Below are 26,377 nucleotides of genomic sequence, written 5' to 3'. Positions count from 1 at the left end.
GCTAAGTCAGAACGCGACGCTCAGTTGCGCCCCCGCGCCCCAGGTTTGGTTTTCACCGTACAACCCCATCAGGTCAACGTGTACCCGGTTAAACGGCGCAAAGCCAACGCCGCCGGTAAAGACGTTGCTGTCGTTGTGCTTTACATCGGCGCGATAGCCTGCGCGCACCGCCAGCCAGTCGAGCGGCCGCACTTCCGCGCCCACGCCAACGTACTGTGAGGTGTCTTCGCTTTTAAAGCCTTTGGTTTCGGTGAGATCGCCATCGGCGCTGAGGGTCAGCATATCGGTGTGCCAGGCCACCCCGGCGGTCACCAGCGGGCGAATCTGGTAGGTATCGTGCACGCCATCGACCTCTTTGGTGTCGATGTCGCGGGAGAACAGGTTTTGCCCGCTCAGTCCCACCGTCCAGTTATCGCCAACATCAGCGGCCAGACCGGCGTCAACGTTGAAGCCGGTATCGTCATTGCGATAGCGGCTGCTATTGATATCGTCGCTGCTGAAATTGTAGATGGAGGTGGTGTAGTTATAGAGCCAGGTTTGCTGCAGCTTTGGTGTAATACCCAGCGACACCGGCACGCCGCCGACGTCAAACTGGCGCGCGATAGCCACGCCGTAGTCGCTGACGATCGCTGCGCGGCCGTAGCCTTTCGACTTGAGATCCTGAGCACTCGCACCGGCCGCATTAAGAGGATTCGACTGAATGCTGCGCAGAAGCTCGATATCCCCTTGATCGATATACGAACTGACCCTCGCCCTTGCATTCGCTTTCGCCACGAAAGCCACATTCAGCGTATCGTTAGGAATACTGACTGCCAGTCCGGCACCGGCTTTGCCGCTGGCGGTTTTTCCTTTCAGCGAGGAGAGTTGATTTGCCAGATCGCCTGCCGCCGCTGAAATCTGGCTAAGATTAAGCGTACTTATCACCCGTCGGTAGTTGTTCACCTCATCGCTGATGTCGTCAATTTTGGTGCGCAGATCGTCCTTATCGGAAATCTGCGCACCAATGGTCGGCGCAATCAGCGTGATACCATCGTCCGGCTTCGCCTTCGCCAGCAGCGCCGGGTTGATGAGTACGCCGCTGCCATAATTCGCAGAAGCTACCCCCGTACCGCCCATCGCGTCGTTACGCGCCTCCGTCCAGCCATTTGCCGCCCCTGCCTGTCCCGCCACGAAAAAGGAGACAGCGACTCCCATTAGCGAAAATTTGTCTTTTTTATTCACAGTTTGCTCGTCTTATTGTCGGTAATGAAACAACCCTCCATCCGTTATCACCTGGATGGAGGCGAACTGTTGCTGTGAATAGCGGGAAAAAAAGCGGTGTGTTCCCCTAACTGAAATTTTTTCGGTTATCGTTATTTTTAATAAGCACCCTAATCTTTATAGAAGAAGATGCTAATTTCGCCCAGGTTTTCCATCGTGAGGGCCGAAAAACTGCGGCGGGTGATCGACCCAGCGATCCTCGCGCGTCACGGCGTACGAGGCGTTCAGCGGGTAATAGATGCGGTTGTGTTTTTTGTTCGCCTCACCCACCACCAGTAGCCGAACCTCTTCGGAGGTGTTGTTGATAAAGGTATGGCAAACGCCGGTTCCGGCAGGAAAGCCGACGCTATCTCCCGGCTGCAGCTTCCACAGATAGCCGTTGATCCACGCCTGCGGGTAGCCCTCCAGCACGTAGATAAACTCCTCTTCGTCACTCTCCGCATGTGGGTATGAGGTGCGGCGACCTGGCGGGAGACGCTCGTGGTGTATACCGAGATGACGTAGCCCCAGCGCGCGGGCCAGCGGCGCACCGATGGCAAAAAGCTCATTGCTGTCGGGGTAAGTGGAGTCATCGGGTCCTTCAACATCATGCCAATGGCGAATGCAATCGGGTCTTTTCATCATTTTTCATCCTGAGTGTGAAGTACGCCTGCTATAACACACCTATAGCACACCTGCGGAAACTCGGCGTTTCCGGCATAACATGATAAAGTAGGGGTTTGTTTCACCCGTAACCCGAGGACGCCAATGGATAAGACCACTACGCAAGAACTGTTAGCGCAGGCTGAAAAGCTGTGTGCGCAACGCGGCGTGCGCCTGACTCCGCAACGTCTGGAAGTGCTGCGTCTGATGAGTCTCCAGGAAGGGGCGATTAGCGCCTACGACCTGCTTGACCTGCTGCGCGTTAAAGAGCCCCAGGCTAAACCGCCGACGGTTTATCGCGCGCTGGAGTTTTTGCTCGAACAAGGCTTCGTGCATAAGGTGGAATCAGCCAACAGCTACGTGCTTTGCCACCTGTTCGATCAGCCAACTCACACCTCCGCCATGTTTATCTGCGATCGCTGCGGCGTGGTGAAGGAAGAGTGTGCGGAAGGGGTGGAAGACATTATGCATGCGCTGGCGGCCAAAATGGGCTTTGCCCTGCGTCACAACGTGATTGAAGCACACGGGCTGTGTTCGGCCTGCGTGGAAGTGGAAGCGTGCAGCGCGCACGAACACTGTCATCACGACCATACCATTCAGATTAAGAAGAAATCCCGCTAGCAGGCGCTAAACAGGGGGAGCGTACTTCCTTGTACGCACGGGCAGGAGGACGTTATTACCAGCGGTGGTTGTGGCGTTTGTCCCAGCTATCCACCTCTTTCTCGGCCTGATCTTTCGCGTAGCCGTAGCGTTCCTGAATTTTACCGACCAGCTGATCGCGTTTGCCTTCGATCACCGTCATATCATCATCGGTCAGTTTGCCCCATTGCTCTTTCACTTTACCTTTAACCTGTTTCCAGTTACCGCCGACTTCGTCTTTATTCATCATCGAATCCTCGATCGTCAGTGAGTGAATAGCAAAACCGATGCTTCAGGAAAGGCATCTTTTTCGCTAAGCGTGAGGTTAATTGTAGTCAGTCATTCTGAGGTCATTTCATTATTCGGAATCTTTAACCATTTCGTCAGGCAAACCAGCTGTTGTTTTTCCAGTGGCGGCGCCAGATAAAGGCCAGCGATAGCCCGCGCAGCGCAAGGAATACGGCGAGCGCCAGCCACAGTCCGTGGTTGCCAAGCAGCGGCAACGCCAGCATGGTGAGCGCAAATCCGGCGGCAGCCACCGCCATACTGTTACGCATCTCCGCGCCGCGAGTGGCGCCGATAAACATTCCGTCCAGCAGATAGCACCACACGCCAATCACCGGCAGCACCGCCTGCCAGAGCACATAACGGTCGGCAAGCTGCTGTAGCTCAGGCAGCGACGTCAGCAGCGCCACAATATGTTCACCCAGAAGGGCGTAAATCAGCGCAAACGCCAGCGCCACGACGCCCGCCTGGCGGCATGCTGCGCGCCAGACCTCCAGCAACTTGCTGCCGTCGCGCGCGCCATAGGCCTGCCCGGAGTGGGCTTCCACCGCGTAGGCAAAACCGTCCAGCGCGTAGGCGGTGAAGGTCAGCATGGTCATCAGCACCGCGTTCACCGCCACCACTTCGCTGCCAAGGCGGGCACCGAAGACGGTCACCGCGCCGAAGCAGAGCTGAAGCAGCAACGAGCGCAGCATGATGTCGCGATTGAGCGCCAGCAGGCGGCGAAAATCGCCCTGCCAGGCCGTTTTCAGCATCGCCCACGAGATCCCGCGCATCACCAGCACCTTGCGCGCCATCCCCAATCCCACCAGCAGCGTAGCGTATTCGGCAATCGCCGTTGCCAGCGCCGCACCCTGCACGTTCATATGCAGCCCCATCACCAGCCACAGGTCGAGCACGATATTCAGCACGTTCCCCACCACCAGCAGCACGACCGGCGCACGGGCGTACTGCACGCCCAGCAGCCAGCCAAGCAGCACCAGGTTCGCCAGCGATGCGGGGGCACTGAGCCAGCGGATATCAAGGAAGCGCCGCGCCTGCTCCAGCACTTCGCCGCTGCCGCCAACGATGGAGAGCGCCAGGTTAATCAGCGGCGTTTTGAAAAGAATGATCAGCAGCCCGGCGCCCAGCGCCAGCATAAGCGGCTGCACCAGCGCGCGGGCCAGCGCCTGCGGGTTCTTCGCACCAAACGCCTGCGCCGTAAGCCCAGTGGTACTCATGCGCAAAAACAGCAGCAGCATAAACAGGAAGCTGGTTGCCGTGGCGCCAATGGCTACGCCGCCCAGATAGACGGGGCTATCGAGATGGCCGATAACGGCGGTGTCGACCAGGCCCAGCAACGGCACGGTAATGTTGGAGAAGATCATCGGCAGCGCAAGGCGCCACAGCGCCTTATCGGCGTGAGTAAGTAGCGGCATGAGTTTTGACCAGAACGAAAAAAGGCTGCGATAGCGGAAGTATCGCAGCCATTAGAATGGGGGGAGAGTTACAGCCACTCGCCGTTGCGGATAACGCCAACGGCCAGCCCTTCGATGGAGAAGTTCTGCTGACGCAGATCGACCACGATAGGCTTAAATTCGCTGTTTTCCGGCAGCAGTTCGACGACGTTACCCTGTTTTTTCAGGCGTTTTACCGTCACCTCTTCGTCGATACGCGCGACCACAACCTGGCCGTTACGCACGTCCTGGGTTTTATGCACGGCGAGCAGGTCGCCATCCATAATACCGATGTCTTTCATCGACATACCGCTGACGCGCAGCAGGAAATCCGCGCTCGGCTTAAACAGGGACGGGTCAACCTGGTAGTGACCTTCGATGTGCTGCTGCGCCAGCAGCGGTTCGCCCGCCGCGACGCGGCCTACCAGCGGCAGGCCCTCTTCTTCTTCTACCAGCAGGCGGATACCGCGAGAAGCGCCTGAAACAATCTCAAGGACGCCTTTACGCGCCAGCGCTTTCAGATGCTCTTCAGCTGCGTTCGGGGAACGGAACCCCAAGCGCTGAGCAATTTCCGCACGCGTTGGCGGCATGCCCGTCTGGCTGATGTGATCCCGAATGAGATCAAACACCTCTTGCTGCCTGGTCGTTAACGCTTTCATTCCGCCCCCTGGGTGTATATACAGTTATGCTGTGAGTATATACAGCTACTGCCTATTTTGGAACCATAAAACTCACGAAATCAGGCAGTTTTCACGACTTTAGTGAAAATGAGACCACAGCAGCGTCGCCCAGGTGAACACCGCCACGAAAATAGACAGCAGAACCGCCGCCGAACCCATGTCTTTCGCCCGGCCGGAGAGCTCGTGATAATCAGAGCCGATACGGTCAACGACTGCTTCCAGTGCACTATTGAGAATTTCCACTATCATCACCAAAAGGACGGACCCGATGAGCAGGACACGGGTGATGGCATCGACATCCAGCCAGCAGGCGATAATAATCGCGATAACAGAGGCAACCCCTTCCTGGCGGAACGCCGCTTCATTGATCCACGCCGCGCGGAATCCTTTCCAGGAATAGCCCGCAGCTTTGATGATTCGGGTAATCCCAGTGGTATTATTGGCCATCTCAAGAACCTTTTTCGTTTTTACGTCAATGACAATGCTTGTTATGAGGCGGTAGAACAGAAATTTTACGGACTTTCTGATATTCTTGCCGCGCATTTGCATGATTAACCAGAGGCTTTACATCGTTTATGTCCGGCTGGCCACGAATTTACTACAAATTACTGAATTTACCATTAAGTGTTCTGGTAAAGAGCAAGTCTATTCCGGCACAACCTGCCCAGGAATTGGGGCTTGATACGTCGCGTCCTATTATGTACGTCCTGCCTTATAACTCTAAGGCTGACTTGCTGACGCTGCGCGCTCAGTGCCTGGCGCACGATTTACCCGACCCGCTTGAACCGCTTGAGATCGACGGTACGCTGCTGCCGCGCTACGTCTTTATCCACGGCGGCCCGCGCGTGTTCACCTACTACACGCCGAAAGAAGAGTCGATCAAACTGTTCCACGACTATCTCGACTTGCACCGCAGCAATCCTGACCTGGATGTGCAAATGGTGCCGGTATCGGTGATGTTTGGTCGCTCCCCAGGACGCGAAAAAGGCGAGGTTAACCCGCCGCTGCGTATGCTGAACGGCTTCCAGAAGTTCTTTGCCGTCTCCTGGCTTGGCCGCGACAGCTTTGTCCGTTTCTCACCTTCCGTCTCTCTGCGCCGCATGGCTGACGAACACGGTACCGATAAAACTATCGCTCAGAAACTGGCTCGCGTCGCGCGTATGCACTTTGCTCGTCAGCGTCTGGCGGCGGTCGGCCCGCGTCTTCCTGCTCGTCATGACCTTTTCAAGAAGCTGCTGGCGTCAAAAGCAATCGCCAAAGCGGTGGAAGACGAAGCGCGCAGCAAGAAAATTTCCCACGAGAAAGCGCAGCAGAACGCCATTGCGCTGATGGAAGAGATCGCCGCGAACTTCTCCTACGAGATGATTCGTCTGACCGACCGCATCCTCAGCTTCACCTGGAACCGTTTGTACCAGGGCATTAACGTTCACAACGCCGAGCGCGTACGCCAGCTGGCGCACGACGGGCATGAAATTGTCTATGTGCCGTGTCACCGCAGCCACATGGACTACCTGCTGCTCTCTTACGTGCTCTATCACCAGGGGCTGGTGCCGCCACACATTGCTGCTGGTATCAACCTGAACTTCTGGCCAGCAGGCCCGATTTTCCGCCGCCTGGGCGCCTTCTTTATTCGCCGTACCTTTAAGGGTAACAAGCTCTATTCCACCGTGTTCCGCGAATACCTCGGCGAGCTGTTCAGCCGCGGTTACTCCGTGGAGTACTTTGTGGAAGGCGGGCGTTCCCGTACCGGTCGTCTGCTGGATCCGAAAACCGGCACCCTGTCGATGACCATTCAGGCGATGCTGCGCGGCGGTTCCCGTCCTATCACATTAGTGCCGATTTACATCGGCTACGAACACGTGATGGAAGTGGGCACCTACGCGAAAGAACTGCGCGGCGCGACCAAAGAGAAAGAGAGCTTACCGCAGATGCTGCGCGGCTTGAGCAAGCTGCGTAATCTGGGCCAGGGCTACGTCAACTTCGGCGAACCGATGCCGCTGATGACCTATCTGAACCACCATGTGCCGGAGTGGCGCGAGTCTATCGACCCGATCGAAGCCGTGCGTCCTGCCTGGCTGACGCCGACCGTCAACAAGATGGCGGCTGAGCTGATGGTGCGTATCAACAACGCAGGCGCGGCAAACGCCATGAACCTGTGCTGTACCGCGCTGCTGGCTTCTCGTCAGCGTTCACTGACGCGCGAGCAGCTGACTCAGCAGCTCGATTGCTATCTGGCGCTGCTGCGTAACGCACCGTATGCGCCTGATGCGACGGCTCCAACGTCTTCTGCCAGCGAGCTTATCGATCACGCGCTGCAGATGAACAAGTTCGAAGTCGAGAAGGACACCATCGGCGACATCATCATTCTGCCGCGCGAGCAGGCGGTGCTGATGACCTACTACCGCAACAACATCGCGCATATGCTGATCATGCCGTCGCTGCTGGCATCGATTATGACCCAGCATCGCGAGATTTCCCGCGAGCAGGTGCTGAGCATTATCGATACGCTGTATCCGATGCTGAAAGCCGAGCTGTTCCTGCGCTGGGATCGCGCGGAGCTGCCAGCGGTTATCGATACGCTGATTGCGGAGATGGTTCGTCAGGAGATGCTTACCGAGCACAACGGCGAGCTGCGTATCAACGCTTCCCATTCCCGCACCCTGCAGCTGCTGGCTGCCGGCGCGCGCGAAACGCTGCAGCGTTATGCGATCACCTTCTGGCTGCTGAGCGGCAACCCGTCGATGAACCGCAGTACGCTGGAGAAAGAGAGCCGGACGCTGGCTCAGCGTCTCTCGGTGCTGCACGGTATCAACTCGCCGGAGTTCTTCGATAAAGCGGTGTTCTCTTCTCTGGTGTTAACCCTGCGCGATGAAGGCTATATCAGCGACAGCGGCGATGCCGAACCGGAAGAGACGATGAAGGTGTACCAGATGATGGCAAGCCTGATTACCTCAGACGTGCGCTTGACGATTGAGAGTGTGACGCAGGAAGAGGCGGCGCAGTAAAAACAAAAATCCCCGGCTGAGACCGGGGATTTTTTTATCCGTTGATTTTGTAGGCTCCGAGCCAATCCCGGCGGCGCTTCGCTTGGCCGGGCTACGGGTCGGGCAACGGTTTGTAGGCCGGATAAGGCGTTTCGGCAATACCTGTATCAGATCTGCCAGTAACTCATCGCCAGGCCAATAAACAACACCAGCCCCACGTAGTTATTATTCAGAAACGCCTGGAAGCATGGCCCACGTTCGCGGTGGCGAATCAGCTTCTGCTGGTAAACAAACAGCGCGCCAGCAATCAGAATTGACCAGTAAAACTCCCAATGCAGACCGTTCAGCCAGCCGATAAGCGCCATCAGCCCCAGCACGCACGCCTGCAGAATACCGATAATCAGGCGGTCGTTATCGCCGAATAGAATCGCCGTCGATTTAATGCCGATTTTCACATCGTCGTCGCGGTCAACCATCGCGTACTGTGTGTCGTAGGCCACCGCCCACAGGATGTTAGCCAGCAGCATCAGCCAGCAGCTCAGCGGCAGCGTTTCGCTGACGGCGGAAAAGGCCATCGGGATAGACCAGCCGAACGCCGCGCCTAGCACCACCTGCGGCAGATGGGTATAGCGCTTCATAAACGGGTAAACCCACGCCAATGCCAGCGCGGCAATCGACAGCAGGATAGTCATGGTGTTGAGGGTCAGCACCAGTATGAAGGAGAGCAGCACCAGCACGATAAACAGCGTACGGGCCTCTTTCTCCGTCACCGCTCCGCTCGGCAGCGGCCGATTAGCGGTACGCTTTACGTGGCCGTCAAATTTGCGATCCGCATAGTCATTCACCACGCAGCCCGCGGCGCGCATCAGCCAGACGCCGGCGACAAACACCGCCAGGATCCACAGCGGCGGCACGCCTGGGGAAGCCACCCATAGCGCCCACAGCGTCGGCCACAGCAGCAATAGCGCGCCAATCGGTTTGTCCGTACGCATGAGTCGATGGTAAGCGAGCAGCTTATTCGACCTAAGACTCCACTCCATTTTTCTTCTTCCTCTTAGTACAGCGGCGATGCGGGTAAAAAAAGCTCCGTCAGCAGCAGCGGTTTACCGCTCAGACGCAGGCGGGAACGTCGCCCCCACAGCGCATCATGACACCCTATTTCGATAAAATCCCGGGTCAACGTCGATGACGTAAACAGATAGCGCCCGAGCGGCGTTTGCCCCAGTTGCTGTAGCGCCAGCTCCGGGCCGCACAGCGTCGACTCCGGCACCACGGTACGCCCGGCAAGCCAGGGTTCGTCGCCCACGCACAATAATATTTCTCGCAGCCAATAGCGAGGTTCATCCGGCAACAAATGCTGCTCACCGTCCAGCGCGTCCCGGCCCACGAAGGCTTCATTCAGCAGCGTGACGCTAACGGGTTTCCCGAACTGCTCAAACCGTTTGGTCATGGAATCTTCCAGCATCAGCCAGTCACGCTGTGCCGATTCGAACGGGGGAATGACGTCAAAATAGCGCAGTGCGCGGAGTTGCGTCAGTGCGGGGTGCGACATGCCTGTCTCTCCAATACATAGCTTCTGGCCATTGTATCGCAGAACACAGCGGGAGGGGGTGCAGGAATGGTCAAATACGATCATTAGCGCAACAGCAGTGCAACAGTTTGTTGTCACGCTATGGAGTGTAGAAAAATGGCGTGCCCGGATGGGCACACCAAAAGGCTTCGCCTAAACATCAGCGCTGCGGGGTAAAGCTTACCCCTTGCCTTTTACAGCGCCGATAAAGGTGGAACGAGCAGATTTCGAGCCCAGGCGTTCGGCTTCATTCATCAGCTTCAGGGCTTTGTCGATATCCCCTTTCGCTACCGCCTGTTTAATACCGTTGTTGAAGTAGGTTTCCGTGTCATCCAGCATCGGCTCAGCTTTCGCCGCTGGAGCCGCGACTGGCGCAACCACCGGAGCGGCGGCAGGCGCACTTGCGGTGTTACCCACGGTGACCGGTGCCGGGCCGGAGGAGCCAAACAGTGGGCCTACCAGCACGCTGGAGCTGCTGTTGGTTTTTACCTTCAGCTTCACGAGGCCGTCAGTGGTGTGTTTTGCCACCGGGTCTGGGATATCCGGTACCGCGTTGCCGGTGCCTTTGGCGTAGGCTTTAGCCGGATCCAGCAATGTAGTGGTCTGCTGGAGATCTTTATCCGTGGTAAAGACCAGGACGTACAGCTTTTGCTGGCCCAGTGCAGGGGTCAGGCGCATAACGCCTTCCAGACGGTCGGCGCTCATCACGCCCGGTGCCTGATAGGTAAAGTAGCTGCTTGGGAAGAAAGCAGATGGCGTCATGTTCTGATCGAGAATCAGCACGTTCGGCGCAAAGACGTTGGTTTGTTTGTTCACTTCGCTGGTCAGCGTCAGCGTGAGTTCGCCAATATTGGCCGGCACGCTGTAGGCCACGACGTTACCGGTGATGCCCGGTACGTTCAGGCTCTGACCACCGGTAGAAATTTGGGTGGACTGCACTTTAGATTGATCGACCGGCGTCCAGGTCAGCTGCTGGAGGGCCGAGGTTGGGATAGTTGGCGCGGCGCTGGTGTTTTGCGGCACATAGTTGACGTCCGCAAGGCTGATACCCGGAACGCTCGCCAGCAATCCCGCGGATAAGCACAGAGCAACGAGACTTTTTTTCATTTTCATTATGATGACCTCAGAAATCGTCAGTCTAGCGGTAGCCAGGCAATAGCGCGCTAAACCTTACGGAACAGAGGGGCTTTCGCCCCTCGTCAGTTTATTGCTTCAGGTTAGTGCTGAATTACCACCAGATTTCCATCTGAGCACCGAAGGAGAACTCGTCGCTGTCGCCACGGCTAAAGCTCTTCGCAGCAGTATCGCTGTATGCTACGCCAGGTGTGTAGCCAGAAATGGTGCCATTACCCGTTGGCGCATAGCCCCATTTTTCATCCCACTTGGCGTAGGTTGCGAACACGCGGATTGCCGGACGAGACCAGATGCTGTCGCCAGCCTGCCACTGTTGTGCCAGGGTGATTTTGTACTGGTTGTTGGTATCGCCAGTTTGCTGAGATTTGACGTTGTCGTAGCCGACTTCCAGCAGGGTACTCATGATTGGCGTCCACTTGTACATTGGACGAACGCCCACGGTATACCACTTGGTTCCGTTCTTGTTATCCCAGCTGATGTCCTGGTACATACCGACATACATCAGATCCCAGTTTTCACCCAGCGAGATCGCACCATGATCCAGAACACGCACCAGGTGGCCGTTGTTGTTCATCGCATAGTTGATACCGTCAGTAGTGCCAATACTGGAACCCTGTGACAGACCTTTGCCCTGAGAGGTCATGGAGTCAGTAGCGTACTGAACAACAAACTTGTTGTAGCCTTTCAGCATGCTCTGAGTATGTTCTGCAGTGAACATCCAGCCATCTTTTGATGCGCCATCAACCAGATAGTAGCCATCACGCTCGTTAGCACGGCCATAGTCCACACCCAGTTCCAGGGTGCCGCCTGGGTTAACTTCCATCTGCGCTAAACGAACGTCAAAGACGTCGTTCGCAGTACGGGTGGTGTAATCATAGATGTCGTTGCTGGCGAAGGAAGAAGAACCGCCTGCTTCAGAGGAGCGAGTCGCTGCCAGAGAGAGCTTACCGAAGCCCAGGTCAACGTTTTCGATACCGGCACCAGGACCAGAGATATCCCAGTAGTAGAAGTCGATCATGTGAACGTCATGACGCTGGTAGAAGCGCTTACCGGCCCAGATGGTGGATCCTGGCAGCCATTCGATCAGGTTTTTACCCTGGACGTTCGCTTCACGGAACGCTGGGTCAGTGGATTCCCAGTCGTTCTGCTGTGCTACGGAGTAAGCCACGTTGGTGTCGAAGTAGAAGCTCTTATCGCCCTCTTTCCACACTTCCTGACCTAATTTAATTTCGGCATAGGTTTCACATTCGTTACCGAGACGGTATTTACTGCCGGCACCGGTTGCCTGGAAGCACTGTTGTTCACCGCCGCTGCCCGTCCAGCCAATGCCGGAACGCGCGTAACCATGGAAATCTACGGCCATTGCCTGAGCAGACATAATGCCTGCTGCGACGGCAACCGCCACGGGGAGTTTGCGCAGAGTAATCATCATTCTATCTCCTGAGATCATTGCTTTTCTTGAACATTCCACCCTTCTTGCCTTATCGCTGGCGACGTAAGAGCTTCATGCTTGTTTTGTTTTATGGGACTTCTTTAAACGCCTGGCTCTTTGTGCAGCCGACGACATGCGGTGCCATCCTCACGGAACAGATGACAGCGCTCTGGCGGCAAACCGATAGCGAATGTGGCTCCCTCTTCAACCAACACCACGTCGTTCTGGCGATAGATCAGGTTTTGACGGATGGCAGGGATCTGGATATGAATTTGCGTTTCGTGACCAAGCTGCTCGACAACGTTGACCACCCCTTCCAGCGTCACATCAGCGATGTGGCTCGGCAGCAGGTGTTCCGGGCGAATGCCCAGTGACATGTTGGCGCCAACCTGAACGTTGTTACTCTCCACCGGTAACCAGATCTGCTGACGGTTCGGCAGCTCGACCTGCACCTGGTCGATGGCGGTAGCGGTGACTTTGACCGGCAGGAAGTTCATCTTCGGCGAGCCAATGAAGCCTGCAACAAAGCGGTCTGCCGGGTAGTGATACAGTTCCAGCGGTTTCCCGACCTGCGCCACGCGACCGGCGTCCAGCACCACGATTTTGTCGGCCAGCGTCATCGCTTCGACCTGATCGTGGGTGACGTAAATCATCGTGCGGCCTAACCGTTTGTGCAGACGGGAGATTTCAATACGCATCTGAACGCGCAGCGCGGCGTCCAGGTTAGAAAGGGGTTCATCCAGCAGGAAGACGCGCGGCTCGGCCACCAGCGTACGACCAATCGCCACGCGCTGGCGCTGGCCGCCGGACAGGGCTTTCGGTTTACGTTCCAGAAGATGGGCTAACTGCAGCACTTCAGCGACCTGGGTCACGCGCTGGTTGATAATCTCTTTTTTGGCACCGGCCAGCTTCAGGCCAAAGGACATGTTTTCGGCGACGGACAGATGGGGATACAGCGCGTAGGACTGGAACACCATGCCCACGCCGCGTTCGGCTGGTGGGATATCGTTCATGCGGGTTTCGCCGATGAACAAATCACCGCTGGTGATGGTTTCGAGGCCCGCGATCATACGCAGCAACGTCGATTTACCGCAGCCGGATGGCCCGACAAACACCACGAACTCCCCTTCCTGGATGTCGAGGTTGATATCTTTTGATACCACCACGTCGCCCCAGGCTTTCGTTACATTGCGTAGCTGTACGTTCGCCATGCCCTTCTCCCTCGTTACAACTTGTCACCAACAGAAACATTCAAGATGGGCTGACTATGCCGTACACATCCATTCGGTGAATCCTCCACCCCCCCGGTTTTTTATGGGGGAGGAGACGGGAGGATGAGAAGGGGCGCTCTGCCCCCGATGACATCTCATCAAAACGAAAATCGTGATGGGGCCTGCAAAAAACGGCGCTTTTTTTTGTGCGCCAAGACGCATAACGGGGATTTATGTTACGGAGATCACACTACAGACCCCTAGGGCGTAGACTCCAGGAGGATGGAAAGGGGTTGCTAAAAAAGGAAACTCATCGACGTTAAACCACCTCTGTGTATCCACGAGTACATCACCTAGAAAGGACGGGATATATGAAAATTAAAACTGGCGCTCGCATCCTCGCGCTGTCCGCATTGACCACGATGATGTTTTCCGCCTCTGCCCTGGCAAAAATTGAAGAGGGAAAGCTGGTTATCTGGATCAACGGCGACAAAGGCTATAACGGCCTGGCCGAGGTAGGTAAGAAATTTGAGAAAGATACGGGGATTAAAGTCACCGTAGAACACCCGGATAAGCTGGAAGAAAAATTCCCGCAGGTTGCCGCGACCGGTGACGGCCCGGACATCATCTTCTGGGCGCATGACCGCTTTGGCGGCTACGCGCAGTCTGGCCTGCTGGCAGAAGTCACCCCAGACAAAGCGTTCCAGGACAAGCTCTACCCGTTCACCTGGGATGCCGTTCGCTACAACGGCAAGCTGATCGCTTACCCAATCGCGGTTGAAGCGCTGTCGCTGATTTACAACAAAGACCTCGTGCCAAATCCACCAAAAACCTGGGAAGAGATCCCTGCGCTGGATAAGACGCTGAAGGCGAAAGGCAAATCTGCGCTGATGTTCAACCTGCAAGAACCGTACTTCACCTGGCCGCTGATCGCTGCCGACGGTGGTTACGCGTTCAAGTTTGAAAACGGCAAGTATGACGTGAAAGACGTGGGCGTGGACAACGCTGGCGCGAAAGCGGGCCTGACCTTCCTGGTTGACCTTATCAAGAACAAGCACATGAACGCGGATACCGATTACTCCATCGCGGAAGCAGCCTTCAACAAGGGCGAAACGGCGATGACCATCAACGGTCCGTGGGCGTGGTCAAACATCGACAAGAGCAAAGTTAACTACGGTGTTACGCTGCTGCCAACCTTCAAAGGCAAGCCGTCTAAACCGTTCGTAGGCGTGCTGAGCGCCGGTATCAACGCTGCGAGCCCGAACAAAGAGCTGGCGAAAGAGTTCCTCGAAAACTACCTGCTGACCGACCAGGGTCTGGAAGAAGTGAACAAGGACAAACCGCTGGGCGCCGTTGCGCTGAAATCCTTCCAGGATACCTTAGCGAAAGATCCGCGTATCGCGGCCACCATGGATAACGCCCAGAAAGGCGAAATCATGCCGAACATCCCACAGATGTCTGCATTCTGGTATGCCGTTCGTACCGCGGTCATCAACGCCGCAAGCGGTCGTCAGACCGTCGATGCAGCGCTGAAGGACGCGCAGGGTCGTATCACCAAGTAATGTTTTTATCCCCTCTCCCTCAGGGAGAGGGGAAAAGCTCAAACGCTGTAGAGGAAGATCCCCATGGATGTCATTAAAAAGAAACATTGGTGGCAAAGCGACACGCTGAAATGGTCAGTGATTGGTCTGCTGGGCTTGCTGGTGGGTTACCTTGTAGTTTTAATGTACGCACAAGGGGAGTACCTGTTCGCCATCATGACGCTGATCTTAAGCTCAGCGGGCCTGTATATTTTCGCCAACCGTAAAACCTACGCCTGGCGCTACGTTTACCCTGGTATGGCCGGGATGGGGCTGTTCGTCCTGTTCCCACTGATTTGCACCATCGCCATCGCCTTTACCAACTACAGCAGCACCAACCAGCTCACCTTTGAACGCGCCCAGCAGGTGCTGATGGACCGTTCTTATCAGGCGGGCAAAACCTACAACTTCAGCCTGTTCCCGGCGGGTGATGAGTGGCAACTGGCCCTCACCGACGGCGAGAGCGGCAAAAATTACCTCTCCGACAGCTTTAAGATTGGCGGCGAGCAGAAGCTGCAGTTGAAAGAGACTGAAGCGCTGCCGACCAGCGAGCGCGCGCAGCTACGCGTGATCACCCAAAACCGTCAGGCGCTGAACCAACTGACCGCCGTGCTGCCGGATGAAAGCAAAGTCACCATGAGCTCGCTGCGCCAGTTCTCTGGCACCCAGCCACTCTACACCCTGGCCGATGACGGCCTGCTGACCAACAACCAGAGCGGCGTAAAATACCGTCCTAACAACGACGTCGGTTTCTACCAGACGGTGAACGCCGACGGTTCCTGGGGCGATGAGAAGCTGAGCCCTGGCTACACCGTCGGTATCGGCTGGGACAACTTCACCCGCGTCTTCACCGACGAAGGCATCCAGAAGCCGTTCTTCGCTATCTTCGTCTGGACGGTGGTCTTCTCGGTGCTGACCGTCATTCTGACCGTCGCCGTCGGTATGGTGCTGGCCTGCCTCGTACAGTGGGAATCACTGAAGGGCAAAGCCATCTACCGCGTGCTGTTGATTCTGCCGTACGCCGTACCGTCGTTTATCTCGATTCTGATTTTCAAAGGGCTGTTCAACCAGAGCTTTGGCGAAATCAACATGATGCTGAGCGCGCTGTTCGGTATCAAACCGGCTTGGTTCAGCGACCCGACCACCGCGCGTTCGATGATTGTGATCGTCAACACCTGGCTCGGCTACCCGTACATGATGATCCTGTGCATGGGCCTGCTGAAGGCAATTCCGGACGACCTGTATGAAGCGTCGGCAATGGATGGCGCGGGCCCGTTCCAGAACTTCTTCAAGATTACGTTACCGCTGCTGATTAAGCCGCTGACGCCGCTGATGATCGCCAGCTTCGCCTTTAACTTTAACAACTTCGTGCTGATTCAGCTGTTGACCAACGGCGGCCCGGACCGTCTCGGCACCACCACGCCGGCTGGCTATACCGATCTGCTGGTGAGCTATACCTACCGTATCGCCTTTGAAGGCGGCGGCGGCCAGGACTTCGGCCTGGCGGCAGCGATTGCGACGCTTATCTTCCTGCTGGTCGGTGCGCTTGCGATAGTGAACCTGAAAGCCACGCGCATGAAGTTTGATTAAGGGAGACTCGAACATGGCTATGGTACAACCCAAATCTCAGAAACTGCGTCTCTTTACCACGCACCTTCTGCTGCTGATTTTCATTGCGGCGATTATGTTCCCGCTGCTGATGGTTATCGCGATTTCACTGCGCGAAGGTAACTTCGCCACCGGCAGCCTGATCCCGGAGAACATCTCCTGGGAGCACTGGAAGCTGGCGCTGGGCTTCAGCGTTGAGCACGCCGATGGGCGCGTAACGCCGCCGCCGTTCCCGGTCCTGTTGTGGCTGTGGAACTCGGTGAAAATCGCCGGTATCACTGCGATTGGCATCGTGACGCTCTCCACCACCTGTGCCTATGCGTTTGCCCGCATGCGCTTCCCGGGCAAAGCTACGCTGCTGAAAGGGATGCTGATTTTCCAGATGTTCCCGGCGGTGCTGTCGCTGGTTGCCCTGTACGCATTGTTTGACCGTCTGGGCCAGTACATTCCGTTTATCGGTCTGAACACCCACGGCGGCGTGATCTTCGCCTACCTCGGCGGTATCGCGCTGCACGTCTGGACGATTAAAGGCTACTTCGAAACGATTGATGGTTCTCTGGAAGAAGCGGCGGCGCTGGATGGCGCTACCCCATGGCAGGCGTTCCGTCTGGTTCTGCTGCCGCTGTCGGTACCGATTCTGGCGGTGGTGTTTATCCTGTCGTTTATCGCCGCGATCACCGAAGTTCCGGTTGCATCACTGCTGCTGCGTGATGTGAACAGCTACACCCTGGCCGTTGGTATGCAGCAATACCTCAACCCGCAAAACTACCTGTGGGGTGACTTTGCCGCGGCGGCCGTACTTTCCGCTATCCCGATTACCGTGGTCTTCCTGCTGGCGCAGCGCTGGCTGGTGAATGGCCTGACGGCCGGGGGCGTGAAGGGCTAATTTTCATCAGCAATGCCACTGCTATTATCCTCAACTTGAACGTACCCTAACTTGTGACTGTTTGGCGCTCCTATGGAGCGCCTTTTGCAGGTATCGGTAGCCTCCGAGTCGTTCCCGGCGGCGCTTCGCTTGGCCGGGCTACAAACGTGCGGGCTTTATTCTCGTTTCAGCCGCTTCGAATTGCACAGCCACAGCGTAATCACCAGCAGCAGAATGGCGGCGGAGTAAATCAGCACGTCCAGCGGTGATTTATGGTCGACGATAATCAGCCGCACAATCGCGGTAATACCGATATAGACAAAGTAGCGTAGCGGGAAGTGAAAGCCAGACTGGAAGTACTTCACAATCAAGGCGATAAATTCAAAATAGAGGAAATAGACCACCAGCCCTTCTACCAGCTCGTACTTGCTGGTGCTCTCAGGAGCGAACAGCACGTCCGCCAGGTGTAATGTCTCTTTGCCGAGGAACACGACCAGGATCAAGCCAAGGCTGAGCAGGCCCAGGTTCAGCACGGTCTGCAGAATGGTGGAGATAAACTCAACGCGGGGACGAGAGAGTGACGTCATGGCTAGCTCCTCTTTTTCTAGGCCGAGATCTTTGTATAGCGCAGAAATGTGATCTGGATCTACTTTTTTATCCATCCTGAAGCTCCATAAACCGTCTGCGTATTCATGGCCAGCCCTCACGGGAGAACCTTAAACTCTGCCTCACCGCACACTTTATCCCCTTATCCCTTACCTCTGCGCGTGGCCTGCTGGCACAATCAACATCTGTTTATCATCAGGAGTAGACGGTACATGCAAAGCATTCGCCAGGTCGATACACGCAACGTTACCTGTGGGGAAAACGTGGTTATCTACGAACCCGCCAACCTCTATGATTGCACGCTTGGGGATAACGTTTTTATCGGCCCGTTTGTCGAGATTCAGGGTAATACGCGGATTGGTGCCAACAGCAAAATCCAGTCGCACACCTTTATCTGCGAGTACGTCACCGTCGGACGCGACTGCTTTATCGGCCACGGGGTGATGTTTGCCAACGATATGTTCCGCGAGGGCAAGCCCAACGCCGACCGCGAAAGCTGGGGGCGGATTACGATTGGCAACAACGTTTCTATCGGCAGCGGTGCGACCATCCTTGCGGTGTCGATTTGCGATGGCGTGGTGATTGGCGCGGGCAGTGTGGTGACCCGCTCCATTGAAGAGAAAGGGGTGTACGCCGGGAATCCAGCGCGGTTGTTGCGGCGGTTATAAAACCAATTGTAGCCCGGCCAAGCGAAGCGCCGCCGGGTTCGGTTCGGTACTCCCCGGAGTCGGCGTAAACGCCTCGTCCGGGCTACGGGATGCACGTTATCTGAAGTTCTGGCTTCTATCGCCGGTCATGTTATACAGCTCGAACTTGCGACCCAGCATCTGACCGCCGTCGCGCGTCAGCGGCGTCCAGCCAACCACCGCACGGCTGCGGGTTGGGCCGGAGGTGAAGAGATCCATCGGGATATTCACGTAAACCCCTTTGGTGAACTCCCCTTCGCCATACTCGTCCGCCGAAACGTTGGTAATGGTGGCGTATGCGCCCACCACAATGCCGCTGTCGAAGTGTTTCGAGATATCCAGCGTACCGCCTTTATCTCCCGCCAGATACTGCCCGACGCTGGCTTTCACCAGCACATCCTGCGCGAACGATGGCGTCCAATAGGCGGTGAGATGACCGGTTTTTACGCTGTAGTCGGTAAACTTCATCATGTCCTGCGCGCTGCGCCAGTCACGCTGCTTCACGTAGTTGGCGTTCAGACCAAAGGCCCAGTTACTGTCCACCGGGCGATAGAGCACTTCCGCCCCCGCGCCGCCGTACATGGTTTCCAGATAGCCACCGTAGACCTGGCCGTAGAAATCATTACCCAGGTACTGGAAGTAGTTCGCCTGCAGGTTATTCACGTACACATCGTTCTGCACGTATTCACGGATATGCGTACGCACGCGCGGCAGGGTTGAGTCCTTCGGTGGGTTGGTGTAGTTAAATTTATCGTAGTTGTTCGCCACGTTGGCAAACAGGCTGCCGCTGGTCAGCAGGTGGTCGGTCACCCACCAGTCCGCCGAGCCCATTACGCCCACCTGGTACATATAGAAGCTTTCCGCCCCGCCGATAGACTGGCTAAGCACCGGGTCGATATGGAAATCAAAGCGCGATTTGTCGATATACCAGCCCTGCTCGGTTTTATCCGGCACGATTGGCGTGACGCGTTTTTGCTCCAGCGGCGTCTCCTGGCCAAGCGGCTCCCCGGCAAGATGCCGTTGCAGGCTCGCCACATCGGTTTCCGTGGTCACTTCCGGCAGATTCAGCCGCGTTTCGGTAATGCGGATCGTGCGGATCCCTTCCGGAAGATCGTTGGCAATGATCCGATTGGCACGTTCGATCCCTTCACGCGAATCACGGTACTTCACCTGCTCACCGGTGACGTACAGCGTGTCGCCCTGCACCTGAATATTCGGTGCCGCAAATCCGGCGTTGTACTTAAGCTGGGTGAGTTGGTTCGCCACCACCGAATGCTGGAGGATCGGATCCTGCGGCTGAGGTCGGTAGGTCGGGCGCGCGTTGTCGTTATAGGACGGACGCAGATCGTTAAAGTTAGTGCGTAGGGTAAAGCCGAACATTACCGTATTGCCACGCTCGTAGCTCAGGTTCACGTCGGCCCAGTCGGTAACGCGATAAATGGCACCAACGTTAATTTTGCTCTTCTGATCGAGCTTGCCAGCAAAGTCCTGCTGGTAGTTGTTACCTTCATACTCCAGCTTCAGGCGCAGCGGCTGCCACGGCGTCTGGTACTCAATACCGCCAAAATAGGCTGCCGGGCCATGGAACATCTGGCTGCCGTCGACCGAGCCCGCTTTACGATAGCTATTATCGCGGTAGCAGTATTTGTCACTGTAGGAGCAAAACGGGTTGGTCGCGTTGCCGCTGGTACCGAGGTAGCCCCAGCCTAAGCCGAGGGTAAAGTCGAACGGCCCCCAGGCTTTGCTGGCAACGATATACTCTGAGTCAAACAGGCCGGTACCGCCGATATCACGCGCCCCGACCGCCACCTGCGGCATCCAGTAGCTCTCTTCCCACAGACGCAGCTTCACGTCGAAGGCTTTATCTTTATAGGTTTGCGAGCCGGAGAAGGCCTCTACGCTGCTGTAGTCTTTGGTGCGCACGTCGGTGTAGCGCAGCGTGGTTTCCAGCCACGGGAAAAGCTGGGCGGAGGCGGAGTAATAGCGGTACTGATCGTTATCGCGATAGTTCAGGCTGAATTCGCCGTCGCGCGCCATGCGCGCCGTCGGGGTTTGCAGCAGGCCAACGCCGCCAAAATCTGACTGCGAGGGGCCAATCGGTGCGGGGTAAGTTTCCGCATGACACGCCGCGCTGACCGATAGAGCCAGTAGACTGTAAAGACAGGCTTTTTTCATTATTCAGGTCTCCGCTGCGACAGGGAGCGAAGGATTTCAGCGTTCAGCGCTTCATATTTATTCGTCCACAGTGAGTCGGCAAAGCCGACAAACAGAATGCTGCCGGGCATCGGTTCAACGTGCCGCTTATTCCAGTACGCCACCGGCGCTTTTTGCGTGCGCCCGTCCGGGTAAATCACCCAGGCGTAACTACGATCCGCGCCGCTGAGCAGGCTGACATCATCGAGGTAGCTGGCGGCGTCGCGCCCCGGCGTGAAGGGCATTTTTCCCGGTTTATCCACCAGCCCCACCAGCGTAACGGTGGAAGGCTCGCGCCCCAGCCACAGGGTGTAATTGCCTTCGAGCGGCGGGTTATTTTTGTTGTGAACCCTCACGGTGTCAGGGTCCAACGGCACCAGTAAGCGTCCGGTCACCGGGATAGCCTGCAACTGGTTGCGCAGAGCATTAATCGCCCCCGCCGCGCTGCCGCCCTCATCCACCGCCAGCGCGGCAAGTTCTGCCAACAGCGCCTGATGTTCACGCCCGGCTTTAGCAGCTGCCATCGGAGAGGTGATTACCGCGCCGGGCCACCAACTTCCCGCCAGCCTCGGTTGCCTTACCAGGTCGGCTAGTCGTTCGGCGTGGGTTAAGGTCAGCGTTTTTTCGTTTCCGGCGATATGAACCTCAACGGTGCCTGCCGCCAGGGCGGCAAAGGAGATAGCGCTGAGCATAACGGCGATAATTAACGGTTTTTTCATGATTTCGCCGCCTTGATAAGCGTGGTTTTCACCGGGAACGTCCCCGCGCCGAGGTACTGTTCCGACTGGCGAATTTGACCTTCGCTATCGACCCAGTAACGGTTGCGCCAGCTCGCTTCAGAGGTGGTGACCTCCTCTTCCAGCACGCGCACAGCGGTGTTCTGGCCTACCATCGTCAGCGTGTCGTTATCGTCCCAGTGGAAGGTGGACGTGGCGGTGGCATAGCGTACCTGCTGGTGCTCGGTCCAGCCCATCGTCCGCGTCCAGCGCGCGCCGTCGGTAATCTGGTTCGGACGGGCTAGGGGATCGTTGTCGAGGTTATTCACCGTGAGCAGGTTGTCGCCCCCGAGCTGCGTTTTCACCAGCCGTCCATGCTGAGTGACCAGCATCGCCCGGTCCTGTGTCAGCCATTTCTGCTGACCTTCTTCGGAATACGCCAGCACCACGAAGATCTGCGGGCCGCCATTAAGCTGCATATATTGGCTGGCGTACGGCATGGTCTGGATTTCGTCATCGGTGAGCTGCACGCCCGACTCACCAGATACGCTTTGCCAAAGCGATTTCCCCAGTCCCTTGGTGCTGGGTGAACACGCCTGAAGCAACAGGCAAATTAGGGGAATAACAAGTCGCTTCACGACGCTTCTCCAGGGGCGAAATAACCACACCGAAGTGTGGTTAGGATTAACGTACCGATTACTACTGGGTACGGGTGGTCGTTGTCGTGCTGGTCGTGGTGGTGGTCCCGGTGTTGGAACCATCGCCGCCAGCCGCTGCCAGCGCCATACCGACCGCAGAACCTACGGTGCTGGCGCTGGTGGCGGTTGAACTCCCGGCCGACACGGACGTTGCTGCTGCACCAGCCGCTTCACCTGTTTCAATAGGTGCCGCGCTGGCGCTTGCCGCAGCAAACACCGATATGGCAAAAATGCCATAGAGGATTTTCTTCATGCATATTCCCTTCATTAGATGAATGGAGATGTACCCGAAAATATTCAGGCGTCATCGAGTATACACAACCAAATGAACGGAATTCGGTGATGGGAAATAGGAGAAGGTTTTTTAGGAAAATATGAAGATGGAATATAAGAAAATAAAATATCAATAAATAACAATCAGTTAATTGAAGATACAAAAATGGCAATATACGGTTAATCCGAAACACACACCTGGGATAGGTGATATTTAGGATTATACTCAATATCAATATAATTCAGAAAACAGAGATATACGGAATTATCTGACAAAAAAATGCCGGCATTACGCCGGCATTGAGAATATATAACCTTACGCGCGCCAGGATTTATAACGGTTGATCAGGCCGTTGGTGGAGCTATCGTGGCTGTCGATGGCTTTATCATCATTCAGCTCCGGCAGAATGCGGTTAGCCAGCTGTTTACCCAGCTCAACGCCCCATTGGTCGAAGGTGAAGATGTTCAGGATTGCACCCTGAGTGAAGATTTTGTGCTCGTACAGGGCAATCAGCGCACCCAGGCTGTACGGGGTAATTTCGCGCAGCAGGATGGAGTTGGTTGGACGGTTGCCTTCGAACACTTTGAACGGTACCACGTAATCCAGGGTTGCTGGGTCTTTACCCTGGTCACGGTATTCCTGCTCAACCACTTCACGAGATTTACCAAACGCCAGCGCTTCGGTCTGAGCGAAGAAGTTAGACAGCAGCTTCGGATGGTGGTCGGTCAGCGGGTTGTGGGTGATGGCCGGGGCGATGAAATCGCACGGTACGATTTTGGTGCCCTGGTGGATCAGCTGATAGAACGCGTGCTGGCCATTGGTGCCCGGCTCGCCCCAGATGATTGGGCCAGTCTGGTGCTCAACTTTGTTGCCGTTACGGTCAACATACTTACCGTTGGACTCCATGTTGCCCTGCTGGAAGTACGCGGCAAAGCGGTGCATGTACTGGTCGTACGGCAGAATCGCTTCAGTTTCGGTACCGTAAAAATTGTTGTACCAGATGCCGATCAGCGCCAGCAGTACCGGCAGGTTTTTCTCCGCCGGGGTGGTGGAGAAGTGCTTATCCATCGCGTGTGCGCCTGAAAGCAGTTCAACGAAGTTGTCGTAGCCTACAGACAGGATGATAGACAGGCCAATCGCGGACCACAGTGAGTAACGGCCGCCAACCCAGTCCCAGAACTCGAACATGTTGGCCGTATCGATACCGAACTCGGACACCGCTTTACCGTTGGTAGACAGCGCAGCGAAGTGTTTTGCCACGTGCTTCTGATCGCCCGCGCTTGCCAGGAACCAGTCGCGCGCGCTGTGGGCGTTGGTCATGGTTTCCTGAGTGGTGAAGGTTTTAGACGCCACCAGGAACAGCGTGGTTTCCGGGTTCAGGTTCTTCAGCGCTTCGGCGATGTGGGTACCATCGACGTTAGAGACGAAGTGCATATTCAGATGATTTTTGTACGGACGCAGCGCTTCAGTCACCATGAATGGGCCGAGGTCGGAGCCGCCGATACCGATGTTCACCACGTCAGTGATGGATTTGCCGGTATAGCCTTTCCACTGACCGGAGATGATCGCCTCAGAGAAGGCTTTCATCTTCTCCAGCACCGCGTTCACTTCCGGCATCACGTCTTTGCCATCAACGATAATCGGGGTATTGCTACGGTTACGCAGCGCCACGTGCAGCACGGCACGGTCTTCGGTGCGGTTGATTTTCTCGCCGGAGAACATGGACTTAATCGCGCCGCTCAGATCGGTCTCTTTGGCCAGATCCAGCAGTTTTGCCAGGGTCTCTTCGGTAATACGGTTTTTGGAGAAATCGACCAGCATCTGATCGTCGAAGGTGGCGGAAAACTTGCTGAAACGGTCGCCATCTTTGGCGAACAGTTCCGCAATGGTCACGTCCTTCATGGCATCGAAGTGTTTCTGTAGTGCCTGCCACGCAGCGGTCTGCGTTGGGTTGATGTTTTTCATTAGCAATACCCTTCTGATTTAAGAATCAAACTGCCCTCGATTGTAGCGCCTGTCACAAAAAATTGTGATGGTTTTAATGTTATCCCCCCTAAGGCTGACAAAATCGCCCAGAAAACAGACAAAAGTATAGCCTTTATAAGCCCCGTTTCTGTGGGGCTCGCCTGCATGAAAAATCCGCATAACCCCAACGTTGACAAGCTACCCGCTAACCCTTTATTTATAAAGGTACTACCTGCGCGTGCGCAGGCCAGAAGAGGCGCGTTGCCCAGGTAAAGGGTGTGGGAGGAACCAATCCTGTGAAAACACCTGAGGGGGAGCAACGCCGAGATGCGTGAACAACAGGTTGCGTTCACCATCGGCTGCAGGGGCTGAATCCCCTGGGTTGTCACCAGAAACGTTCGCAGTCGGGCGTTTCGCAAGTGGTGGAGCACTTCTGGGTGAAATCGTAGTTGTTTATCGCTCTGCGCCCACCCGTCTTTCGCTCTTCCCTTGTGCCAAGGCTGAATAATTTGGTCCGGTTTATTTAAACCAGGCCTCCCCTGACACGAGGTTATTATGACAGCATTAGTCGTCGCCAAATTTGGTGGCACCAGCGTGGCCGATTTTGACGCCATGAACCGTAGCGCCGATGTGGTGCTCTCCGACGCTAGCGTACGCGTGGTTGTGCTGTCTGCTTCGGCGGGCGTCACCAACCTGTTGGTTGCCCTCGCCGAAGGGCTGGAACCAGCTGAGCGTCAGGCCAAACTGGAAGCCATTCGCGCCATTCAGTACGCCGTGCTTGAACGTCTGGCAAATCCTGCCGTTATCCGCGATGAAATCGAACGCCTGCTGGAAAACCTCGGTACGCTGGCGGAAGCCGCTTCTCTGGCAACCTCCACCGCCCTGACCGATGAACTGGTCAGCCACGGCGAACTGATGTCCACCCTGCTGTTTGTTGAAATTCTGCGTGAACGCCACGTGCAGGCGCAGTGGTTTGACGTGCGTAAAGTGATGCGTACCAGCGACCGCTTTGGCCGCGCCGAGCCGGACGTTGCCGCACTGGCAGAACTGGCCACCCAGCAGTTGGCCCCGCGTCTCGAAGAAGGTCTGGTGATCACCCAGGGCTTTATCGGTAGCGAAGGCAAAGGCCGTACTACCACGCTTGGCCGTGGCGGCAGCGACTATACCGCTGCGCTGCTGGGCGAAGCGCTGCATGCGACCCGCGTCGATATCTGGACCGACGTGCCGGGCATCTACACCACCGACCCGCGTGTGGTGCCAGCGGCAAAACGTATTGATGAAATCGCTTTTGAAGAGGCCGCTGAACTGGCGACCTTTGGCGCGAAAGTGCTGCATCCGGCCACCCTGCTGCCTGCCGTTCGCAGCGATATTCCGGTGTTTGTCGGTTCCAGCAAAGATCCAAAAGCTGGCGGCACCATGGTGTGCAATAAAACCGCCAACCCGCCGCTGTTCCGCGCGCTGGCGCTGCGCCGCAAGCAGACCCTGCTGACCCTGCACAGCCTGAACATGCTGCACTCCCGCGGCTTCCTGGCGGAAGTGTTCGGCATTCTGGCGCGCCACAGCATCTCTGTCGATCTGATCACCACCTCTGAAGTGAGTGTTGCGCTGACGCTGGATACCACCGGTTCAACTTCTACCGGCGACACGCTGCTGACGCAGTCATTGCTGATGGAACTGTCGGCGCTGTGCCGCGTAGAAGTGGAAGAGAACCTGGCGTTGGTGGCGTTGATTGGTAACAACCTGTCGAAAGCCTGCGGCGTGGGTAAAGAGGTGTTTGGCGTGCTTGAGCCGTTCAACATCCGCATGATTTGCTACGGCGCATCCAGCTATAACCTATGTTTCCTGGTACCGGGCGCGGAAGCCGAGCAGGTGGTGCAGAAACTTCATCATAATTTGTTTGAATAATATTTCAC

General features: G+C 56.3%; 24 protein-coding genes and 1 riboswitch. Of the genes, 7 read left to right on the top strand and 17 right to left on the bottom strand.

The genetic code is table 11. The annotated features are described in order from the left end of the window. Positions 1-6: 6 nt before the first annotated feature. Together FHC49_RS17920 and FHC49_RS17915 are read right to left on the bottom strand one after the other, a co-directional pair. Entirely contained in the window at positions 7-1,221 is a 1,215-nt protein-coding gene (locus FHC49_RS17920) for a conjugal transfer protein TraF (RefSeq protein WP_220440477.1), read from the bottom strand. Between the two features lie 171 nt (positions 1,222-1,392). Then, on the bottom strand, positions 1,393-1,881 hold the full coding sequence (locus FHC49_RS17915; protein ID WP_035897345.1) for a cupin domain-containing protein: 489 nt from the start codon (positions 1,879-1,881) through the stop codon (positions 1,393-1,395). 126 nt (positions 1,882-2,007) lie between these two features. Here FHC49_RS17915 and zur point away from each other — a divergent pair, with 126 nt between their 5' ends. Further along, positions 2,008-2,523, top strand: a complete 516-nt coding sequence (zur, locus tag FHC49_RS17910) for a zinc uptake transcriptional repressor Zur (RefSeq protein WP_035897338.1) — start codon at positions 2,008-2,010, stop codon at positions 2,521-2,523. 55 nt (positions 2,524-2,578) lie between these two features. On the opposite strand, the gene FHC49_RS17905 is transcribed toward zur, so the two are convergent. The 4 genes from FHC49_RS17905 to FHC49_RS17890 all read right to left on the bottom strand — a co-directional run bounded on the left by FHC49_RS17905 (position 2,579) and on the right by FHC49_RS17890 (position 5,389). Then, positions 2,579-2,788, bottom strand: a complete 210-nt coding sequence (locus tag FHC49_RS17905) for a CsbD family protein (protein ID WP_035897337.1) — start codon at positions 2,786-2,788, stop codon at positions 2,579-2,581. 136 nt (positions 2,789-2,924) lie between these two features. Next, on the bottom strand, positions 2,925-4,244 hold the full coding sequence (dinF, locus tag FHC49_RS17900; protein WP_220440476.1) for an MATE family efflux transporter DinF: 1,320 nt from the start codon (positions 4,242-4,244) through the stop codon (positions 2,925-2,927). 68 nt (positions 4,245-4,312) lie between these two features. Continuing rightward, positions 4,313-4,921, bottom strand: a complete 609-nt coding sequence (lexA, locus tag FHC49_RS17895; RefSeq protein WP_035897335.1) for a transcriptional repressor LexA — start codon at positions 4,919-4,921, stop codon at positions 4,313-4,315. Between the two features lie 99 nt (positions 4,922-5,020). After that, on the bottom strand, positions 5,021-5,389 hold the full coding sequence (locus FHC49_RS17890; RefSeq protein WP_185668449.1) for a diacylglycerol kinase: 369 nt from the start codon (positions 5,387-5,389) through the stop codon (positions 5,021-5,023). A 128-nt stretch (positions 5,390-5,517) separates the two neighbouring features. Here FHC49_RS17890 and plsB point away from each other — a divergent pair, with 128 nt between their 5' ends. Continuing rightward, positions 5,518-7,947 carry a glycerol-3-phosphate 1-O-acyltransferase PlsB gene (gene plsB, locus FHC49_RS17885; RefSeq protein WP_220440475.1) on the top strand — a complete coding sequence of 810 codons (2,430 nt, stop codon included), beginning with the start codon at positions 5,518-5,520 and terminating at the stop codon, positions 7,945-7,947. A 146-nt stretch (positions 7,948-8,093) separates the two neighbouring features. Here plsB and ubiA read toward each other — a convergent pair whose 3' ends face one another. From ubiA to malK, 5 genes are all read right to left on the bottom strand, one after another. Continuing rightward, positions 8,094-8,966, bottom strand: coding sequence for a 4-hydroxybenzoate octaprenyltransferase (gene ubiA / locus FHC49_RS17880; RefSeq protein WP_185668447.1), 873 nt, complete (start codon positions 8,964-8,966; stop codon positions 8,094-8,096). 14 nt (positions 8,967-8,980) lie between these two features. After that, a complete protein-coding gene (ubiC, locus tag FHC49_RS17875) occupies positions 8,981-9,478 on the bottom strand; it encodes a chorismate lyase (protein ID WP_220440474.1) in 498 nt (165 codons plus the stop codon). A gap of 198 nt (positions 9,479-9,676) precedes the next feature. Beyond that, positions 9,677-10,609 carry a maltose operon protein MalM gene (gene malM / locus FHC49_RS17870; RefSeq protein ID WP_185668445.1) on the bottom strand — a complete coding sequence of 311 codons (933 nt, stop codon included), beginning with the start codon at positions 10,607-10,609 and terminating at the stop codon, positions 9,677-9,679. A 115-nt stretch (positions 10,610-10,724) separates the two neighbouring features. Further along, positions 10,725-12,062, bottom strand: coding sequence for a maltoporin (locus tag FHC49_RS17865; protein WP_220440473.1), 1,338 nt, complete (start codon positions 12,060-12,062; stop codon positions 10,725-10,727). A gap of 101 nt (positions 12,063-12,163) precedes the next feature. Continuing rightward, a complete protein-coding gene (gene malK / locus FHC49_RS17860; RefSeq protein ID WP_220440472.1) occupies positions 12,164-13,273 on the bottom strand; it encodes a maltose/maltodextrin ABC transporter ATP-binding protein MalK in 1,110 nt (369 codons plus the stop codon). A gap of 371 nt (positions 13,274-13,644) precedes the next feature. Between malK and malE the strand changes: the two genes are divergently transcribed. The 3 genes from malE to malG all read left to right on the top strand — a co-directional run bounded on the left by malE (position 13,645) and on the right by malG (position 17,347). Then, entirely contained in the window at positions 13,645-14,835 is a 1,191-nt protein-coding gene (gene malE, locus FHC49_RS17855) for a maltose/maltodextrin ABC transporter substrate-binding protein MalE (RefSeq protein WP_185668442.1), read from the top strand. Between the two features lie 63 nt (positions 14,836-14,898). Continuing rightward, complete coding sequence (gene malF / locus FHC49_RS17850; protein WP_185668441.1) at positions 14,899-16,443, top strand: maltose ABC transporter permease MalF; 1,545 nt, start codon at positions 14,899-14,901, stop codon at positions 16,441-16,443. 13 nt (positions 16,444-16,456) lie between these two features. Beyond that, a complete protein-coding gene (malG, locus tag FHC49_RS17845; protein ID WP_185668440.1) occupies positions 16,457-17,347 on the top strand; it encodes a maltose ABC transporter permease MalG in 891 nt (296 codons plus the stop codon). 155 nt (positions 17,348-17,502) lie between these two features. Here the strand turns inward: malG and psiE are convergent, their stop codons facing one another. Then, positions 17,503-17,913 carry a phosphate-starvation-inducible protein PsiE gene (gene psiE, locus FHC49_RS17840; RefSeq protein ID WP_035896861.1) on the bottom strand — a complete coding sequence of 137 codons (411 nt, stop codon included), beginning with the start codon at positions 17,911-17,913 and terminating at the stop codon, positions 17,503-17,505. Positions 17,914-18,144: 231 nt separating this feature from the next. On the opposite strand from psiE, the gene FHC49_RS17835 reads away from it, so the two are divergent. Next, positions 18,145-18,600, top strand: coding sequence for an acyltransferase (locus FHC49_RS17835; protein WP_220440471.1), 456 nt, complete (start codon positions 18,145-18,147; stop codon positions 18,598-18,600). 96 nt (positions 18,601-18,696) lie between these two features. Here FHC49_RS17835 and FHC49_RS17830 read toward each other — a convergent pair whose 3' ends face one another. The 5 genes from FHC49_RS17830 to pgi all read right to left on the bottom strand — a co-directional run bounded on the left by FHC49_RS17830 (position 18,697) and on the right by pgi (position 24,464). Next, positions 18,697-20,793 carry a YjbH domain-containing protein gene (locus FHC49_RS17830; RefSeq protein WP_220440470.1) on the bottom strand — a complete coding sequence of 699 codons (2,097 nt, stop codon included), beginning with the start codon at positions 20,791-20,793 and terminating at the stop codon, positions 18,697-18,699. Then, positions 20,793-21,530 carry a capsule biosynthesis GfcC family protein gene (locus tag FHC49_RS17825; RefSeq protein ID WP_220440469.1) on the bottom strand — a complete coding sequence of 246 codons (738 nt, stop codon included), beginning with the start codon at positions 21,528-21,530 and terminating at the stop codon, positions 20,793-20,795. The genes FHC49_RS17830 and FHC49_RS17825 overlap by 1 nt, the downstream gene beginning before the upstream one ends. Next, positions 21,527-22,165, bottom strand: a complete 639-nt coding sequence (locus tag FHC49_RS17820) for a YjbF family lipoprotein (RefSeq protein WP_220440468.1) — start codon at positions 22,163-22,165, stop codon at positions 21,527-21,529. Before FHC49_RS17820 ends, FHC49_RS17825 begins: the two co-directional genes overlap by 4 nt. Positions 22,166-22,226: 61 nt before the next feature. Next, positions 22,227-22,478 carry an exopolysaccharide production protein YjbE gene (yjbE, locus tag FHC49_RS17815; protein WP_220440467.1) on the bottom strand — a complete coding sequence of 84 codons (252 nt, stop codon included), beginning with the start codon at positions 22,476-22,478 and terminating at the stop codon, positions 22,227-22,229. Between the two features lie 336 nt (positions 22,479-22,814). Next, positions 22,815-24,464 (bottom strand): glucose-6-phosphate isomerase, encoded by a 1,650-nt coding sequence (pgi, locus tag FHC49_RS17810; protein WP_220440466.1) that lies wholly within the window; start codon positions 24,462-24,464, stop codon positions 22,815-22,817. A gap of 243 nt (positions 24,465-24,707) precedes the next feature. After that, positions 24,708-24,905, top strand: a riboswitch (Lysine riboswitch). Between the two features lie 114 nt (positions 24,906-25,019). On the opposite strand from pgi, the gene lysC reads away from it, so the two are divergent. Next, on the top strand, positions 25,020-26,369 hold the full coding sequence (gene lysC / locus FHC49_RS17805) for a lysine-sensitive aspartokinase 3 (protein ID WP_185668434.1): 1,350 nt from the start codon (positions 25,020-25,022) through the stop codon (positions 26,367-26,369). The last annotated feature ends 8 nt before the right edge of the window (positions 26,370-26,377 follow it).

This window comes from Kluyvera sp. EC_51 (assembly GCF_019584505.1).
GTDB classification, from domain to species: domain Bacteria; phylum Pseudomonadota; class Gammaproteobacteria; order Enterobacterales; family Enterobacteriaceae; genus Kluyvera; species Kluyvera sichuanensis.
Note: the sequence above shows the minus strand (reverse complement) of the source record. Positions and strands in the feature narration are given on the sequence as shown.